The organism is Marinomonas sp. 5E14-1, assembly GCF_039939215.1.
GTDB lineage: Bacteria > Pseudomonadota > Gammaproteobacteria > Pseudomonadales > Marinomonadaceae > Marinomonas.
This window is the reverse complement of record NZ_JBDXMW010000017.1, coordinates 17,668-33,463: the sequence shown is the minus strand read 5'-3', so window position 1 is coordinate 33,463 and position 15,796 is coordinate 17,668. Positions and strand designations below refer to the sequence as shown.

The window sequence follows — 15,796 nt, the reverse complement described above, 5'->3', positions numbered from 1 at the left end:
CCAGAGCGAAACGCGTTTAAATTACTTACGAATAGGCTTACGTGGGCCTTTTCGTGTACGAGCGTTCGTTTTAGTACGTTGACCACGAACTGGTAGGCTGCGGCGATGACGAATACCGCGATTACAACCTAAATCCATCAAACGTTTGATAGACATACTGACTTCACGACGTAAGTCACCCTCTACAGTGTACTTAGCAACTTCACCACGAAGTTCATCAAGGACATCATCACTTAATGAACCGATTTTCGCAGTTTCAGCAACACCCGAAGCCGCGCAAATAGCGCGTGAACGAGTGCGACCAATACCGAAGATGTAAGTCAGAGAAATGACCGCATGTTTATTGTCAGGAATATTGACACCGGCTATACGAGCCATCCATATTACTCCGTTGTTATTGATGATTAATTAATACTCATCACTTTACTTTCATAAGGGCGGCTGATTATGCCTATAATCAAGACATAAATCAACCGCACTTTCCTATCATCTAGAACGCTAGGCTATTAACCTTGACGTTGCTTATGACGAGGTTCTGTTTTACAAATCACTCGAACTGCACCGTTACGGCGAACGATTTTACAGTTACGACAAATTTTCTTTACAGATGCACGTACTTTCATGTTCATCTCCAACTAATGTTTATCACATTAGGCCATTTTGACCATAACCAGTGAGGTTTGACTTTTTCATTAATGATTCGTATTGCTGGCTCATCAAATGACTTTGAACTTGCGACATAAAGTCCATGACGACAACAACTACGATTAACATAGAAGTACCACCAAGGTAGAACGGAACATCCCACGCAACATTCAAAAACTGAGGCATCAAAGACACTGTGGTGATATATAAGGCACCAAAAAGTGTCAAGCGAGTCATTACACCATCAACATATCGAGCTGTATGATCACCTGGACGAATACCCGGTAAAAAAGCACCGGATTTTTTCAAATTGTCAGCTACATCTTTAGGGTTAAACACTAGTGCTGTATAGAAAAAGCAAAAGAATACAATTGCAATTGCAAACAACAACACATAGAGTGGCTGCCCTGGAGCAAGTGCCAAAGACACATTTTGCAACCATTCCATCCCCTCACCTTGACCAAACCATGTCCCTATTGATGCAGGAAACAGCAAGATACTTGAAGCAAATATAGCTGGAATAACACCAGCCATATTCACTTTAAGAGGCAAATGACTTTTTTGTGCAGCAAACACTTTTTTACCTTGTTGACGTTTTGCATAATTAACCGTAATACGACGCTGACCTCGTTCAATGAAGACGATAGCAGCAACCGTTGCAACAGCTAAAATAGCAATTAACAACAAAGCTAAAATTTTAATATCACCTTGGCGTGCCGATTCAAATGACTGACCAACAGCTGCTGGAAGACCTGCAACAATACCTGCAAAGATAAGGATAGAAATACCATTACCTATACCTTTTTCAGTAACTTGCTCGCCTAACCACATCAAAAAGACAGTACCAGCAACAAGTGTCACAACAGCAACAGCATAGAACTCTATGCCACTACTAAATGATATACCTTGACTTGCAAGCCCAACCGACATACTGGCGGATTGGACAAGAGCAAGAAGCACTGTACCGTAACGAGTGTATTGAGTAATCTTTCGACGCCCCGCCTCACCCTCTTTTTTCAACTGTTCGAGCTGAGGGCTCACAACCGTCAACAACTGCATAATAATAGAAGCAGAAATATAGGGCAAAATACCAAGAGCAAATATACTCATTCGCTCTAGAGCGCCCCCTGAGAATACGTTAAATAAACTCAGAATCGTGCCTTCATTTTGATCAAACAATGCAGACAGTCTATCCGGATTAATACCAGGAACAGGAATATGAGCACCGATTCGATATACAATAATCGCTAAAAACACAAAGCGAATACGAGCCCAAAGCTCGCTTAATCCGTTTTGCATCCCAGCAGGTAGTGAGCCACGCTTTGCCATTTATTCCTCGACTTTTCCGCCAGCTGCTTCGATAGCAGCACGAGCACCTTTAGTCACTTTAAGACCACGAACGGTAACGGCTTTGTCGATAGAACCAGACAAAATTACACGTGCAGTTTTAATTTGGTGACCAAGAATGTCAGCGCTTTTAAGAGCAGCTAAATCTACAACTTCAGCATTTACAGCAGCAAGCTCGTTTAGACGAACCTCAGCAACATATTTTGCTTGACGCGAAGTAAAACCAAATTTTGGCAGACGTTTCTGCAAAGGCATTTGACCACCTTCAAAACCAGGTTTTACTGAGCCACCCGAACGAGACTTAAGACCTTTATGACCACGTCCGCCAGTTTTACCCAAGCCGCTACCAATACCGCGACCAACACGTTTAGGAGCATGTTTGCTACCTTCGGCAGGACTAATTGTATTTAAAAACATATTACTCTCCTACCACTTTAACCATGTAATAAACTTTATTAACCATACCACGTACCGCTGGTGTATCTTCCAACTCACGAGTTTGGCCAACTTTGCGTAAACCCAAACCTTTTACAGTTTCACGGTGCTTTGGAAGACGACCGATCGGGCTACGGGTTAGTTGAACTGTGATGGTATTATTCGCCATAACACATTACCCCAAAATTTGATCGACTGACTTACCGCGTTTTGCCGCGATTTGCTCAGGCGCTTTCATATCCTGCAAACCCTTGATCGTAGCGCGAACCACGTTTACAGGGTTTGTAGAACCGTAACATTTCGCCAATACGTTGTGTACGCCAGCGATTTCAAGAACCGCACGCATTGCACCACCGGCGATAACACCAGTACCTTGAGACGCAGGTTGCATGTAAACTTTTGAAGCACCATGAGATGCTTTAACAGGATACTGAAGCGTATCACCGTCAAGTTTTACAGAAACCATATTGCGACGTGCTTGTTCCATAGCTTTTTGAATAGCCTGTGGAACTTCACGCGCCTTACCGCGACCAAAGCCAACTTTACCATTTCCATCACCGACAACTGTCAAAGCTGTGAAAGAGAAAATACGACCACCCTTAACAACTTTAGCAACGCGGTTTACTTGAACTAGCTTCTCTTGGAGGTCGCTAGTTTGTTGATCATTAACAGCCATTTGCTACCCCTTAAAACTCTAGACCGGCTTCACGTGCAGCGTCAGCAAGAGCTTGAACGCGACCATGATATTTGAAGCCAGAACGATCAAAAGCGACCGAAGTGACACCTGCTTCTTTCGCGCGAGTAGCGATCAAAGTACCAACTTCTTTAGCTGCTGCTTTGTTACCAGTCGCTGTACTACGAAGAGCTTCTTCAAGAGTAGAAGCACTAGCTAGCACTTTACTACCGCAAGGAGAAATCACTTGAGCATACATATGGCGAGGCGTGCGATGTACAGCAAGACGATTCGCACCTAAGTCACGAATATGCAAACGAGCACGACGTGCACGACGAATCCGAGATTGTTTTTTAGTGTTCATGAATGCTTACCTACTTCTTCTTAGCTTCTTTACGACGAATAATCTCGTCAGCATAACGAACACCTTTACCTTTATAAGGCTCAGGCGGACGGAAACCGCGAACTTCTGCAGCAACCTGACCAACGGCTTGTTTATCAATACCGCGGATCACGATCTCTGTTTGAGAAGCACATTCAGCTGTTATGCCTTCAGGTAGTTCGTAATCTACTGGATGAGAAAAACCCAGAGAAAGGTTCAGTACTTTACCTTTAACGGCAGCACGGTAACCAACACCTTGAAGAAGCAATCTTTTTTCGAAACCTTGGCTAACACCAACAACCATGTTGTTAACTAAAGCACGAGTTGTACCAGCTAAGGCACGGCTTTGTTTTGCACCATCGCGTGGAGCGAAAGTGATTACATTTTCTTCTTTAGACACTTGTACGCTTGTGTGAATGTTAAACTCTAAAGAACCTTTACCGCCTTTAACGACGACATTTTGGCCATTTAGTGTCAAATCTACACCACTAGGAAGCGTCACGGGACTATTAGCAACTCGAGACATACTAACTCCTAGAATACTGTGCAGATTACTTCGCCACCGATACCAGCAGCACGAGCTGCACGATCTGTCATCACACCTTTAGAAGTAGATATGATAGCAACACCAAGACCTGCTTCTACTTTAGGAAGTGAAGTAGTGCCTTTGTATTGACGCAAACTTGGGCGAGATGCGCGTTTAATTTGTTCGATAACCGGCTTACCTTCGTAATATTTCAATTCGATAGTAAGAGTCGGTTTCACCGCTTCGTCTACAGAGAAGTCACCTACGTAACCTTCTTCGCGTAAAACTGCAGCGATAGATGCTTTCATTTTTGATGAAGGCATGCTCACAGATGTCTTTGAAGCCATCTGTGCATTACGAATACGTGTAAACATATCCGCAAGGGTATCTTGCATACTCATTTAAGAGCTCCTAATTTAAAAAAACCATTGTGCAGCAAATAGAGCTCGCGCATAGTACACAGCAGCGAGCGGAATGTCCAGCTTTTAGACACCCCACTCACTGCAATGTATTATGATCGCGCTCTACTTGCTTACCAACTAGCTTTCTTCAAGCCTGGCACATCACCGCGCATCGCTGCTTCACGCAGTTTGATACGAGATAAGCCGAAGCGACGGTAAACACCGTGCGGACGACCCGTTACTTGACAACGGTTACGCTGGCGAGAAGAAGATGAATCGCGTGGAAGCGCTTGCAGTTTCAGCGTTGCTTCCCACTTTTCATCGTCCGATGCATTAACGTCGCTAATGATCGCTTTTAGAGCAGCACGCTTTTCAGCGTACTTAGCTACTAATCTAGTACGTTTTGCTTCGCGCTGAATCATTGAGATCTTTGCCATGATTCCTACCTCTTATTTCTTGAAAGGGAAACTAAAGGCGGCTAACAAAGCACGACCTTCTTCATCGGTACGAGCAGTCGTTGTAATGGTAATATCCATACCACGTACACGGTCTACTTTATCGTAGTCGATTTCAGGAAAGATGATTTGCTCTTTAACACCCATGCTGTAGTTACCACGACCGTCGAAAGACTTAGGATTAAGTCCACGGAAGTCACGGATACGTGGAATAGCAACATCAACCAAACGGTCAAAGAAATCCCACATACGCTCACCACGTAGAGTCACTTTACAACCGATCGGGTAACCGTCACGGATTTTAAAGCCTGCTACCGATTTACGCGCCTTAGTCACTACAACTTTTTGGCCGCTAAGTGCTTCTAGATCATTTACTGCATGCTCAAGAAGTTTCTTGTCAGCAATAGCTTCACCTACACCCATATTTAGTGTGATTTTAGTGATTTTCGGCACTTCCATCACGTTCTTGTAACTAAACTCTTCAGTAAGTTTTGTTACAACTTGATCTTTATAAACTTGCTTAAGTCTCGCCATGGCTATAATTCTCGCTCTTAGGCGTCGATCGCTTCACTATTTGATTTAAAGATACGTACTTTCGTACCGTCTTCATTCAATTTAAAGCCGACGCGATCCGCTTTACCAGTAGCATTGTTAAAAATGGCTACATTCGAAACCTGGATAGGTGCTTCTTGTTCAACGATACCACCAGTTGAACCCTTCATAGGGTTTGGTTTTTCATGTTTCTTAACAGTGTTAATGCCAGAAACTAAAACTCGGTTTTCGTCTACTACCTTAACAACTTTACCGCGCTTGCCTTTGTCTTTCCCAGCAATCACAATAACTTCGTCGTTACGTTTGATTTTTCGCATAATGTCCCCCTCTCTCTTACAGCACTTCAGGTGCAAGAGAAACAATTTTCATGAACTGCTCTGTACGCAATTCACGTGTTACAGGGCCAAAGATACGAGTACCAATAGGCTGTCCTGAAGCGTTCAACAATACCGCTGAATTTACATCAAAGCGGATTACGGAACCATCAGAGCGACGAACACCTTTCTTAGTTCTAACGACAACAGCGTTAAGAACCTGCCCTTTTTTAACACGACCACGAGGGATCGCTTCTTTCACTGTGACCTTAATGATGTCACCGATAGCAGCATAACGACGATGTGAGCCACCCAGTACTTTAATACACTGAACACGCTTTGCGCCGCTGTTATCTGCAACATCAAGCATCGATTCTGTTTGAATCATTACTGCTCTCCAATCAAATTAGATAACAAGTCTCACGAAGGAAGGAGCAGCCTATACAGCTGCCGCTTTCTCTACAACTTGAACCAGATTCCAAGTCTTAGACTTAGAGTAAGGACGTGTTTCTACGACCTTAACTGTATCACCGATCTGGCACTCATTGTTTTCATCGTGAGCGTGTAATTTTGTTGAACGACGTACGAACTTACCGTATAGAGGGTGTTTTTCTGTACGCTCAACTAGTACTGTAATGGTTTTATCCATTTTGTCGCTGACTACCTTACCAGTAGCTGTACGCGCTTTTGTTTCTGCCATCTTAGTTACCTGCCTTATCATTAAGCACGGTTTTAACACGTGCGATATTGCGGCGGACTTGAGAAAGCAAATGAGTTTGCGTCAACTGACCAGTCGCTTTCTGCATGCGCAATGTGAATTGCTCACGTAAAAGCTCAATCAAGGTCGCTTGTAGCTCTGCTACAGACTTTTCTTGCAGTTCTTTTGCTATCATCTACATCACCGTACGCGTTACGAAAGTTGTGGACAAAGGAAGTTTAGCTGCAGCTAGCGCAAAAGCTTCGCGTGCTAGTTGCTCTGAAACGCCCTCAACTTCATAAAGCATCTTACCAGGCTGAATTTGTGCAACCCAATATTCTACATTACCCTTACCTTTACCCTGACGAACCTCAAGAGGCTTCTGAGTAATCGGTTTATCAGGGAAAACACGAATCCAGATTTTACCACCACGTTTGATGTGACGAGTCATTGCACGACGCGCCGCTTCAATTTGACGAGCAGTAATACGACCACGCTCTGTGGACTTCAATCCGAATTCACCAAAGCTAACTTGGTTCCCGCGTAATGCAAGACCGCGATTACGGCCTTTCATCATTTTACGGAACTTAGTACGTTTCGGTTGTAACATGACTTACCCCCTACTTAGACTTCTTCTTTTGTGCGCCTTTATCAGCACGCACTTGTTCAATACCGCCCAAGATTTCACCTTTAAAGATCCACACTTTTACACCAATAATGCCGTAAGTTGTGTTTGCTTCATAAGGAGCGTAGTCGATGTCTGCACGTAGTGTATGTAGAGGCACACGACCTTCACGGTACCACTCAGCACGGGCAATTTCTGCACCACCTAGACGACCACTTACCTGAACCTTGATACCCTTTGCACCGGCACGCATAGCGTTTTGTACTGCACGCTTCATTGCACGACGGAACATTACGCGGCGCTCAAGTTGGCTCGCAATATTTGCTGCAACCAATTTTGCGTCCATTTCAGGCTTACGAATTTCTTCGATATTGATATGCACAGGAACGCCCATCATTTCTGAAATAGCATTACGTAGCTTTTCAACATCTTCGCCTTTCTTACCAATCACGATACCTGGACGGGCAGTATGAATAGTAATGCGAGCTGTCTGAGCAGGACGTTGAATCTCGATACGAGAAACAGATGCCTGAACCAATTTTTTCTCCAAGTACTCACGAACCTGAAGATCATTTAATAGCAGCTTAGAGTAGTTTTGATTATTCGCATACCAAGTAGAAGTATGATCTTTAACTATCCCTAGGCGTATACCAGTTGGATGAACCTTCTGACCCATTGGGTTTCTCCTAATTAGTCAGCGACTTTAACTGTTATGTGACAACCGCGTTTCAAAATACGGTCAGCACGGCCTTTAGCACGTGGCATAATACGTTTCAGAGTCATTGCCTCATCCACATACGCCGTAGAAACACGCAAGTCATCTACATCAGCACCTTCGTTATGCTCAGCATTTGCTATCGCAGACTCAAGTACCTTCTTGACAATTACTGCCGCCTTTTTAGGACTGAACGTTAAAATGTTCAGTGCTTCGCTAACAGATTTGCCGCGGATTTGATCTACAACCAAACGGGCCTTCTGCGCTGAGAGGCGAGCACCCTTCAATGAAGCGCTTACTTCACTCATGTTAATACCCCTTATTACCGTTTGGCTTTCTTGTCCGCAGCATGACCACGATATGTACGGGTCGGAGCGAACTCACCCAATTTATGACCGACCATATCTTCAGTTACTAGAACTGGAACATGCTGGCGACCATTATGGACAGCGATAGTCAACCCTACAAAATCAGGGAAGATAGTAGAACGGCGCGACCAAGTTTTAATTGGACGACGATCTTTTTTCTCTACCGCAGCCTCTACCTTTTTCAACAAATGAAGGTCGATAAAAGGACCTTTTTTTAGTGAACGTGGCACAGTCGTTTCCTCTTATTACTTAGTACGGCGACGTACAATAAGTTTATCAGTACGCTTGTTGCTGCGTGTTTTGTACCCTTTAGCAGGAATACCCCAAGGCGAAACAGGATGACGACCACCCTTACTACGACCTTCACCACCACCATGTGGGTGATCAACTGGGTTCATTGCCGCACCGCGAACGGTAGGACGAACACCACGCCAACGCGTAGCACCAGCTTTACCAAGAACTCGCAAGCTATGCTCAGAGTTTGATACTTCACCCAAAGTGGCGCGACACTCAGTCAATACTTTACGCATTTCGCCTGAACGTAGACGAAGAGTAACGTAACGACCTTCACGTGCAACTAGCTGAGCTGAAGCACCGGCAGAACGCGCAACTTGTGCACCTTTACCTGGCTTAAGCTCAATACAGTGAACCGTACTACCAACTGGAATATTTTGCAGAGGCAAAGTATTACCAGCTTTGATAGGCGCATCTGCACCACTAAAAACAACATTGCCTGCAACCATACCTTTGGAAGCGATAATGTAACGACGCTCACCATCAGCATATTTAATCAATGCAATATTTGCAGAACGGTTTGGATCATATTCCAAACGCTCAACTACCGCAGGAATTCCATCTTTGTTACGACGAAAATCAACCATACGATAATGCTGCTTATGACCACCACCTACGTGACGCGTAGTGATGCGTCCGTTATTGTTACGTCCACCTGACTTGCTCTTTTTGTCTAGCAAAGGTGCATAAGGTGCGCCTTTATGCAAGTCACTGTTGGTAACTTTAACAACGTGACGACGGCCTGCAGACGTTGGCTTACTTTTTACAACAGCCATTGACCTATCTCCCCTTATTCAGCGACCATGAAATCAATGTCTTGACCTTCGGCCAAACGAACGTACGCTTTTTTCACGTCACTACGCTTACCTAGACCACGAACTGTGCGCTTAGTCTTACCTTTTTGGTTCAACGTACGTACAGACTCAACTTTGACTTCAAAAAGCGCTTCGATAGCTTGTTTGATTTCAGGTTTTGTCGCATCACCCGTTACACGAAATACATACTGACCGTTGCCCTCAGCTACGATCGTTGCTTTTTCGGAAATGTGTGGACCCAACAGAACTTTATAAATGCGTTCGCCGATCATGCTAGTGCCTCCTCAACTTGTTTCAGAGCACCAACTGTCACCAACACTTTGTCGTAAGCAATCAAGCTAACAGGATCGATAGACGCTGCATCACGCACATCTACGCTAGGAATGTTGCGAGCTGCTAAAAACAAATTGTCATCCAATTCATGGGAAACAATCAAAGCATTCTCAACATTCAACTCTGTCATTTTTGCTATGAAGAGCTTAGTTTTTGGGGCTTCCAATTTAAGATCTTCAACCACAACAAGACGGTCTTGACGTACAAGCTCAGACCAGATGGTGCGCATTGCTGCACGGTACATCTTCTTGTTCACTTTCTGAGAGTGATCTTGTGGTTTCGCAGCGAAGGTAACACCACCTGAGCGCCATAATGGGCTACGGATAGTACCTGCACGTGCACGACCAGAACCTTTTTGTTTCCAAGGTTTACGTCCACCACCGGCTACTTCAGAGCGAGTTTTTTGAGCACGAGAACCTTGACGACCGCCAGCCAAGTAAGATGTAACTACTTGGTGCACTAGCGCTTCGTTGTATTCACGAGCAAAGGCTACATCAGAAACTTCTACTGTTCCTTTTGCGCCTGTTAGATTCAAGTTCATTGTCTACCCCTCTTAGCGAGCTTTAACAGCTGATTGAAGAATAACATCACCATTCACTGCACCAGGTACGGCACCTTTCACTAGGATAAGGTTACGCTCTGCGTCTACACGAACCACTTCTAGTGATTGAGTAGTAACTTGTGCAGCACCCATGTGGCCAGCCATCTTCTTGCCTTTCCAAACACGACCAGGTGTTTGACATTGACCGATGGAGCCAGGTGCACGGTGAGACAATGAGTTACCATGCGTAGCGTCTTGCATAGAAAAATTATGACGCTTGATGGCACCCTGAAACCCTTTACCCTTTGATTGACCAGTTACATCAACCGTTTGGATAGATTCGAAATCAGCAACAGTTAGCTCATCACCAACATTGATTTCTTTTTCATCACCTGCCAGGCGGAACTCCCACAAACCACGACCTGCCTCAACATTTGCTTTTGCATAATGACCCGCAGCAGCTTTGTTAACGCGGCTCGAACGGCGAGAACCCACAGTCACTTGAACGGCTTGATAGCCGTCAGTTTCCGCTGTTTTCACCTGAGTAACGCGGTTCGGTTCAACCTCGATGACGGTTACTGGCACGGATACACCCTCTTCTGTGAAGACACGTGTCATTCCGGCTTTGCGTCCGACTAATTGAATAGCCATTTTTTACCTCACTTGCCAGTTGTGTATGGGGCTATCACCCGCTACGGCTGACCATTCCAGATCATTCCACTAATGTGCATAAGCCGACTGATAACCAATCGGTTCTCGCACCCCAGATTTTAGGTTATTAACCTAAAGAAATTTGTACTTCCACGCCTGCCGCAAGATCCAGCTTCATCAAAGCGTCAACTGTTTTTTCAGTTGGCTCAACAATGTCTAGAACACGTTTGTGTGTACGGATTTCATACTGATCACGCGCATCTTTGTTTACGTGTGGTGAAATCAATACTGTATAACGCTCTTTGCGAGTAGGAAGTGGAATTGGCCCACGAACTTGTGCACCTGTACGTTTCGCTGTGTCCACAATTTCTTGTGTTGAAGCATCAATCAGACGATGATCAAACGCTTTCAGACGAATACGGATTTTTTGGCTTTGCATTTCCAACTCCAAATACTGTGTATTTATGGTTTAACTGTACATTTATTAAACCACAATCCTTTTTAAGGACGGCGAATATTAGCCACTCAGAAACTGGTTGTCAAGTAACCAATTTATAAGCAACAAAAATAAACCAATAAAAAAGCCGCCCACTAAGGACGGCTTTTAAAACTTACCTAACTAGAACAAAGTCTAATTATTTAAGAATTTTAGCTACAACACCAGCACCAACTGTACGACCACCTTCACGGATCGCGAAACGTAGACCTTCGTCCATCGCGATTGGATGAATTAGTTCAACAGTCATCTGAATGTTATCGCCAGGCATAACCATTTCTACACCTTCAGGTAGAGAACAAGCACCAGTTACATCAGTTGTACGGAAGTAGAACTGTGGACGGTAGCCTTTGAAGAATGGAGTATGACGACCACCTTCATCTTTACCCAACACATATACTTCTGCAGTAAACTCAGTGTGAGGAGTGATAGAACCAGGCTTAGCCAATACTTGACCACGCTGAACGTCTTCACGCTTAGTACCACGCAGAAGGATACCACAGTTCTCACCAGCACGACCTTCGTCAAGAAGTTTACGGAACATCTCAACACCAGTACAAGTTGTCTTCGTAGTATCAACGATACCAACGATTTCAACTTCTTCTTGAACACGAATGATACCGCGCTCAACACGACCAGTTACAACCGTACCACGACCCTGGATAGAGAATACATCCTCGATAGGCATAATGAATGCACCGTCGATTGCACGCTCTGGCTCTGGAATATAAGAATCTAGAGTTTCAACTAGTTTCTTAACTGCAGTAGTACCCATTTCGTTGCCGTCTTCACCGTTCAATGCCATCAAAGCAGAACCTGGGATGATTGGAGTATCATCACCCGGGAAGTCGTATTCAGAAAGAAGGTCACGCAACTCCATTTCAACCAATTCTAGCATTTCAGCGTATTCTTCAGAATCCGCACCACCACAGTCTTCAGCCAACAAGTCAGCTTTGTTTAGGAAAACAACGATGTAAGGTACACCTACTTGACGAGAAAGAAGGATGTGCTCACGTGTTTGAGGCATAGGACCATCAGTCGCACCACAAACAAGGATAGCACCGTCCATTTGAGCCGCACCAGTGATCATGTTTTTAACATAATCGGCGTGTCCAGGACAGTCTACATGTGCATAGTGACGAGTTGGAGAATCATACTCTACGTGAGAAGTAGAGATTGTGATACCACGCTCACGCTCTTCAGGAGCATTATCGATACCGTCAAAAGCAACAGCTTCGCCGCCGAATACTTCTGCACATACACGAGTAAGTGCTGCTGTTAGAGTTGTTTTACCGTGGTCAACGTGACCGATAGTACCAACGTTTACGTGTGGTTTACTACGTTCGAACTTTTCTTTTGCCATGATACATACACCTTAAGTAATAGTAAGTATGATGATTAATCTTCATTTTTGATGATCGCGTCTGCCACACTAGCCGGTGCTTCAGCGTATTTCTCAAACTCCATCGCATAACTTGCACGCCCTTGCGACAAGCTACGCACGTCAGTTGCATATCCGAACATCTCCCCGAGAGGAACTTCAGCTCGAATAATCTTCCCTGACGGGGAATCGTCCATCCCCTGAACAATACCTCGACGACGATTCAAGTCACCCATCACATCGCCCATATATTCTTCAGGAGTCACAACTTCCACTTTCATTACCGGCTCAAGAACACAAGGATCAGCATCAACCGCTCCTTTCCTCAAACCTTGAGAAGCTGCAATTTTAAAGGCCATTTCATTAGAGTCAACATCATGGAATGAACCATCGAATAATACCACTTTAAGACCCAACAAAGGATACCCAGCAATGACACCATTCTTCATTTGCTCTGAAACACCTTTTTCTATCGCAGGGATGTATTCTTTAGGAATAACACCACCAACAATCTCGTTAATAAATTCAAGACCATCCTTATCAGATGGAATCAACTTCATTACGACGTGACCGTATTGGCCACGACCACCAGATTGACGCACAAACTTGTGATTAACCACCACTTCTTTGCGAATTTTTTCTCGGTAGGAAACTTGAGGCTTACCAATGTTCGCCTCCACCTTAAACTCTCGACGCATACGGTCAACAAGAATATCTAGGTGCAGCTCACCCATACCTGAGATAATTGTTTGCCCCGTCTCTTCATGCGTCTCCACACGAAAAGAAGGGTCTTCTTGCGCCAGCTTACCCAACGCGACACCCATTTTTTCTTGATCCGCTTGAGATTTAGGCTCAACCGCAACCGAAATAACAGGCTCAGGAAATTCCATACGCTCAAGTACAACAACATCACTCATATCACAAAGAGTATCTCCTGTAGTTACGTACTTCATACCTACAGCTGCAGCGATGTCACCCGCTAACACTTCTTTAATCTCTTCACGATCATTTGCATGCATCTGAACCATCCGACCGATACGCTCACGCTTCTGTTTAACAGAGTTGTAAACTGCATCACCTGAACGCAACATACCAGAGTACACACGCATGAATGTCAAAGTACCAACAAACGGATCGGTTGCTATTTTGAACGCCAATGCAGAGAAAGGAGCCTCATCATCAGCCACTCGAGTAACAGCCGTTTCGCCATCCTCAAGTGTCCCTTCAATCGCTTTAACTTCAAGCGGTGAAGGCATGTATTCAACAACAGCATCCAAAACAGCCTGCACACCTTTATTTTTAAAGGCCGAACCACAAGTAACGAGAACAATGTCATTCGCTAAAGTTCGTGCACGCAAGCCACTTTTAATTTCTTCAATAGACAACTCACCTTCTTCAAGGTACTTATCCATTAACTCTTCATTTGCTTCCGCAGCCGCTTCCACCATCTCTTCTCGCCATCCTTCAGCAGTCTCAAGAAGGTCGGCAGGTATATCTTCCAATGCGTAAGACATACCTTGATCTTCTTCATTCCACATAATGGCTTTCATGAGAATCAAATCAACAACACCCTTGAAGTCATCTTCAGTACCGATGTTAATTTGAATAGGAACAGCATTTGCTCCTAGGCGAGTTTTAAGCTGCTCAACAACCGAAAAATAATCCGCACCTGTTCGGTCCATCTTATTGACGAACACCATACGAGGCACTTCATATTTATTCGCTTGTCGCCATACAGTCTCTGTCTGAGGCTGCACACCGGAAGAACCACAAAGCACAACAACGGCACCATCCAAAACACGCAAAGAACGCTCCACTTCAATAGTGAAATCTACGTGCCCAGGCGTATCAATAATATTGATACGATGCTGTTCAAACTGTTTACTCATACCACTCCAAAAGCAAGTTGTTGCGGCTGAAGTGATTGTAATACCGCGCTCTTGTTCTTGCTCCATCCAATCCATAGTAGCCGCACCATCGTGCACCTCACCTATTTTATGAGACAGACCTGTATAGAAAAGAACGCGTTCAGTTGTCGTCGTTTTACCTGCATCAACGTGCGCACAAATACCAATATTACGGTAGCGGTTGATAGGTGTTTTACGTGCCACTGTGTATAGCTCTCCAGGAGATTAGAAACGGTAATGAGAAAATGCTTTGTTCGCTTCTGCCATACGATGAACGTCTTCACGTTTCTTAACAGCAGAACCTTTATTCTCAGCAGCATCTAAAATTTCGCCAGCTAGGCGTAGAGCCATTGATTTCTCACCACGTTTGCGAGAAGCATCAACCAACCAACGCATAGACAAAGCTGCGCGACGAGCTGGACGTACCTCAACAGGAACTTGATAAGTTGCACCACCAACGCGGCGAGATTTAACCTCAACCATTGGTTGGATAGATTCTAGTGCTTTTTCGAAGACAGCCATAGGCTCTTCAGTTTTAGCGCGCTCTGCAACAGTGTTTAGAGCGTTATATACGATACTCTCTGCAACAGATTTTTTACCACTAACCATTACGTGGTTAATGAATTTAGCGAGTAGTTGGCTTCCGTGTTTAGGATCCGGAAGGACATCACGCTTTGCGACGACGCGTCTTCTTGGCATTTCTATACCCTCTTCAGGTTCGCCCGAGACAATTCAACAATTGCTCGGCCTTACTGTATTACAAAATTATGTCTAAACGATGACCTAAGCAGTATTAACTTACTTAGGACGTTTAGTACCGTATTTAGAACGACCTTGCTTACGATTTTGTACGCCTGAAGTATCTAAACTACCGCGAACTGTGTGATAACGAACACCTGGCAAATCTTTTACACGACCGCCACGGATCAGTACAACACTGTGTTCTTGTAGATTGTGACCTTCACCACCAATGTAGGAAGTTACTTCAAAGCCGTTAGTCAAGCGAACACGACATACTTTACGCAAAGCCGAGTTAGGCTTTTTAGGTGTAGTAGTATATACGCGAGTGCAGACACCGCGGCGTTGCGGACAAGCTTGTAACGCAGGTACGTCACTCTTTGCCACTTTACGTTTACGTGGTTTACGAACCAACTGGTTAACGGTTGCCATTAGACAAGCTCCACAAATCCAATTCTTATGGCGGAAATCGCCAAAATTAAGGAGGCGCAAGTTTAATTTGCGC

The 15,796-nt window shown here is 44.5% G+C and carries 28 protein-coding genes; all 28 read right to left on the bottom strand.

The features are described from left to right. Positions 1–21: 21 nt before the first annotated feature. The 28 genes from rpsM to rpsL all read right to left on the bottom strand — a co-directional run bounded on the left by rpsM (position 22) and on the right by rpsL (position 15,723). Positions 22–378 (bottom strand): 30S ribosomal protein S13, encoded by a 357-nt coding sequence (gene rpsM / locus ABFY09_RS13765; protein WP_347984855.1) that lies wholly within the window; start codon positions 376–378, stop codon positions 22–24. Between the two features lie 128 nt (positions 379–506). Then, complete coding sequence (gene rpmJ / locus ABFY09_RS13760) at positions 507–623, bottom strand: 50S ribosomal protein L36 (protein ID WP_347984854.1); 117 nt, start codon at positions 621–623, stop codon at positions 507–509. 22 nt (positions 624–645) lie between these two features. After that, positions 646–1,974, bottom strand: a complete 1,329-nt coding sequence (gene secY, locus ABFY09_RS13755; RefSeq protein WP_347984853.1) for a preprotein translocase subunit SecY — start codon at positions 1,972–1,974, stop codon at positions 646–648. Then, the gene (gene rplO / locus ABFY09_RS13750; RefSeq protein WP_317005389.1) at positions 1,975–2,409 is read right to left on the bottom strand and encodes a 50S ribosomal protein L15; all 435 of its coding nucleotides are present in this window, start codon (positions 2,407–2,409) and stop codon (positions 1,975–1,977) included. 1 nt (position 2,410) lies between these two features. Beyond that, positions 2,411–2,596, bottom strand: a complete 186-nt coding sequence (gene rpmD, locus ABFY09_RS13745; RefSeq protein WP_036163144.1) for a 50S ribosomal protein L30 — start codon at positions 2,594–2,596, stop codon at positions 2,411–2,413. Between the two features lie 6 nt (positions 2,597–2,602). Beyond that, positions 2,603–3,103 (bottom strand): 30S ribosomal protein S5, encoded by a 501-nt coding sequence (gene rpsE, locus ABFY09_RS13740; RefSeq protein ID WP_317005390.1) that lies wholly within the window; start codon positions 3,101–3,103, stop codon positions 2,603–2,605. A 10-nt stretch (positions 3,104–3,113) separates the two neighbouring features. Continuing rightward, a complete protein-coding gene (gene rplR, locus ABFY09_RS13735; protein ID WP_347984852.1) occupies positions 3,114–3,464 on the bottom strand; it encodes a 50S ribosomal protein L18 in 351 nt (116 codons plus the stop codon). Positions 3,465–3,474: 10 nt separating this feature from the next. After that, positions 3,475–4,008 carry a 50S ribosomal protein L6 gene (gene rplF / locus ABFY09_RS13730; protein WP_347984851.1) on the bottom strand — a complete coding sequence of 178 codons (534 nt, stop codon included), beginning with the start codon at positions 4,006–4,008 and terminating at the stop codon, positions 3,475–3,477. Between the two features lie 8 nt (positions 4,009–4,016). Beyond that, positions 4,017–4,409, bottom strand: a complete 393-nt coding sequence (gene rpsH / locus ABFY09_RS13725) for a 30S ribosomal protein S8 (protein ID WP_347984850.1) — start codon at positions 4,407–4,409, stop codon at positions 4,017–4,019. 131 nt (positions 4,410–4,540) lie between these two features. After that, positions 4,541–4,846: a 30S ribosomal protein S14 gene (rpsN, locus tag ABFY09_RS13720; RefSeq protein WP_347984849.1), complete on the bottom strand. Its 306-nt coding sequence runs from the start codon at positions 4,844–4,846 to the stop codon at positions 4,541–4,543. Positions 4,847–4,858: 12 nt separating this feature from the next. Then, positions 4,859–5,398 carry a 50S ribosomal protein L5 gene (rplE, locus tag ABFY09_RS13715; protein WP_347984848.1) on the bottom strand — a complete coding sequence of 180 codons (540 nt, stop codon included), beginning with the start codon at positions 5,396–5,398 and terminating at the stop codon, positions 4,859–4,861. Between the two features lie 17 nt (positions 5,399–5,415). Further along, positions 5,416–5,733 carry a 50S ribosomal protein L24 gene (rplX, locus tag ABFY09_RS13710; RefSeq protein ID WP_317005395.1) on the bottom strand — a complete coding sequence of 106 codons (318 nt, stop codon included), beginning with the start codon at positions 5,731–5,733 and terminating at the stop codon, positions 5,416–5,418. Positions 5,734–5,749: 16 nt separating this feature from the next. After that, complete coding sequence (gene rplN, locus ABFY09_RS13705) at positions 5,750–6,118, bottom strand: 50S ribosomal protein L14 (RefSeq protein WP_067020125.1); 369 nt, start codon at positions 6,116–6,118, stop codon at positions 5,750–5,752. Between the two features lie 51 nt (positions 6,119–6,169). Beyond that, complete coding sequence (rpsQ, locus tag ABFY09_RS13700) at positions 6,170–6,430, bottom strand: 30S ribosomal protein S17 (protein WP_013797833.1); 261 nt, start codon at positions 6,428–6,430, stop codon at positions 6,170–6,172. Position 6,431: 1 nt separating this feature from the next. Next, a complete protein-coding gene (gene rpmC, locus ABFY09_RS13695) occupies positions 6,432–6,623 on the bottom strand; it encodes a 50S ribosomal protein L29 (protein ID WP_317005397.1) in 192 nt (63 codons plus the stop codon). Then, positions 6,624–7,037, bottom strand: coding sequence for a 50S ribosomal protein L16 (gene rplP, locus ABFY09_RS13690; protein ID WP_133004497.1), 414 nt, complete (start codon positions 7,035–7,037; stop codon positions 6,624–6,626). It lies immediately after the preceding gene. 10 nt (positions 7,038–7,047) lie between these two features. After that, positions 7,048–7,728, bottom strand: a complete 681-nt coding sequence (rpsC, locus tag ABFY09_RS13685) for a 30S ribosomal protein S3 (RefSeq protein ID WP_317005398.1) — start codon at positions 7,726–7,728, stop codon at positions 7,048–7,050. A 14-nt stretch (positions 7,729–7,742) separates the two neighbouring features. Next, on the bottom strand, positions 7,743–8,075 hold the full coding sequence (gene rplV / locus ABFY09_RS13680) for a 50S ribosomal protein L22 (RefSeq protein ID WP_110577367.1): 333 nt from the start codon (positions 8,073–8,075) through the stop codon (positions 7,743–7,745). A gap of 14 nt (positions 8,076–8,089) precedes the next feature. Next, on the bottom strand, positions 8,090–8,365 hold the full coding sequence (gene rpsS, locus ABFY09_RS13675; protein WP_036163121.1) for a 30S ribosomal protein S19: 276 nt from the start codon (positions 8,363–8,365) through the stop codon (positions 8,090–8,092). A gap of 15 nt (positions 8,366–8,380) precedes the next feature. Next, the gene (gene rplB / locus ABFY09_RS13670) at positions 8,381–9,205 is read right to left on the bottom strand and encodes a 50S ribosomal protein L2 (RefSeq protein WP_347984847.1); all 825 of its coding nucleotides are present in this window, start codon (positions 9,203–9,205) and stop codon (positions 8,381–8,383) included. 14 nt (positions 9,206–9,219) lie between these two features. Next, on the bottom strand, positions 9,220–9,516 hold the full coding sequence (gene rplW, locus ABFY09_RS13665) for a 50S ribosomal protein L23 (RefSeq protein WP_191596020.1): 297 nt from the start codon (positions 9,514–9,516) through the stop codon (positions 9,220–9,222). Next, positions 9,513–10,118, bottom strand: a complete 606-nt coding sequence (gene rplD / locus ABFY09_RS13660) for a 50S ribosomal protein L4 (RefSeq protein WP_347984846.1) — start codon at positions 10,116–10,118, stop codon at positions 9,513–9,515. The genes rplW and rplD overlap by 4 nt, the downstream gene beginning before the upstream one ends. A 12-nt stretch (positions 10,119–10,130) precedes the next feature. Then, positions 10,131–10,769: a 50S ribosomal protein L3 gene (gene rplC / locus ABFY09_RS13655; RefSeq protein WP_347984845.1), complete on the bottom strand. Its 639-nt coding sequence runs from the start codon at positions 10,767–10,769 to the stop codon at positions 10,131–10,133. A gap of 127 nt (positions 10,770–10,896) precedes the next feature. Next, positions 10,897–11,208, bottom strand: a complete 312-nt coding sequence (rpsJ, locus tag ABFY09_RS13650; protein WP_012071937.1) for a 30S ribosomal protein S10 — start codon at positions 11,206–11,208, stop codon at positions 10,897–10,899. 196 nt (positions 11,209–11,404) lie between these two features. Beyond that, the gene (tuf, locus tag ABFY09_RS13645; RefSeq protein WP_347984844.1) at positions 11,405–12,628 is read right to left on the bottom strand and encodes an elongation factor Tu; all 1,224 of its coding nucleotides are present in this window, start codon (positions 12,626–12,628) and stop codon (positions 11,405–11,407) included. A gap of 35 nt (positions 12,629–12,663) precedes the next feature. Further along, positions 12,664–14,757, bottom strand: a complete 2,094-nt coding sequence (gene fusA, locus ABFY09_RS13640; protein ID WP_347984843.1) for an elongation factor G — start codon at positions 14,755–14,757, stop codon at positions 12,664–12,666. Positions 14,758–14,778: 21 nt separating this feature from the next. Beyond that, positions 14,779–15,252 (bottom strand): 30S ribosomal protein S7, encoded by a 474-nt coding sequence (gene rpsG, locus ABFY09_RS13635; RefSeq protein ID WP_317005403.1) that lies wholly within the window; start codon positions 15,250–15,252, stop codon positions 14,779–14,781. Positions 15,253–15,351: 99 nt separating this feature from the next. Further along, entirely contained in the window at positions 15,352–15,723 is a 372-nt protein-coding gene (rpsL, locus tag ABFY09_RS13630) for a 30S ribosomal protein S12 (protein WP_013659444.1), read from the bottom strand. Positions 15,724–15,796: the final 73 nt, after the last annotated feature.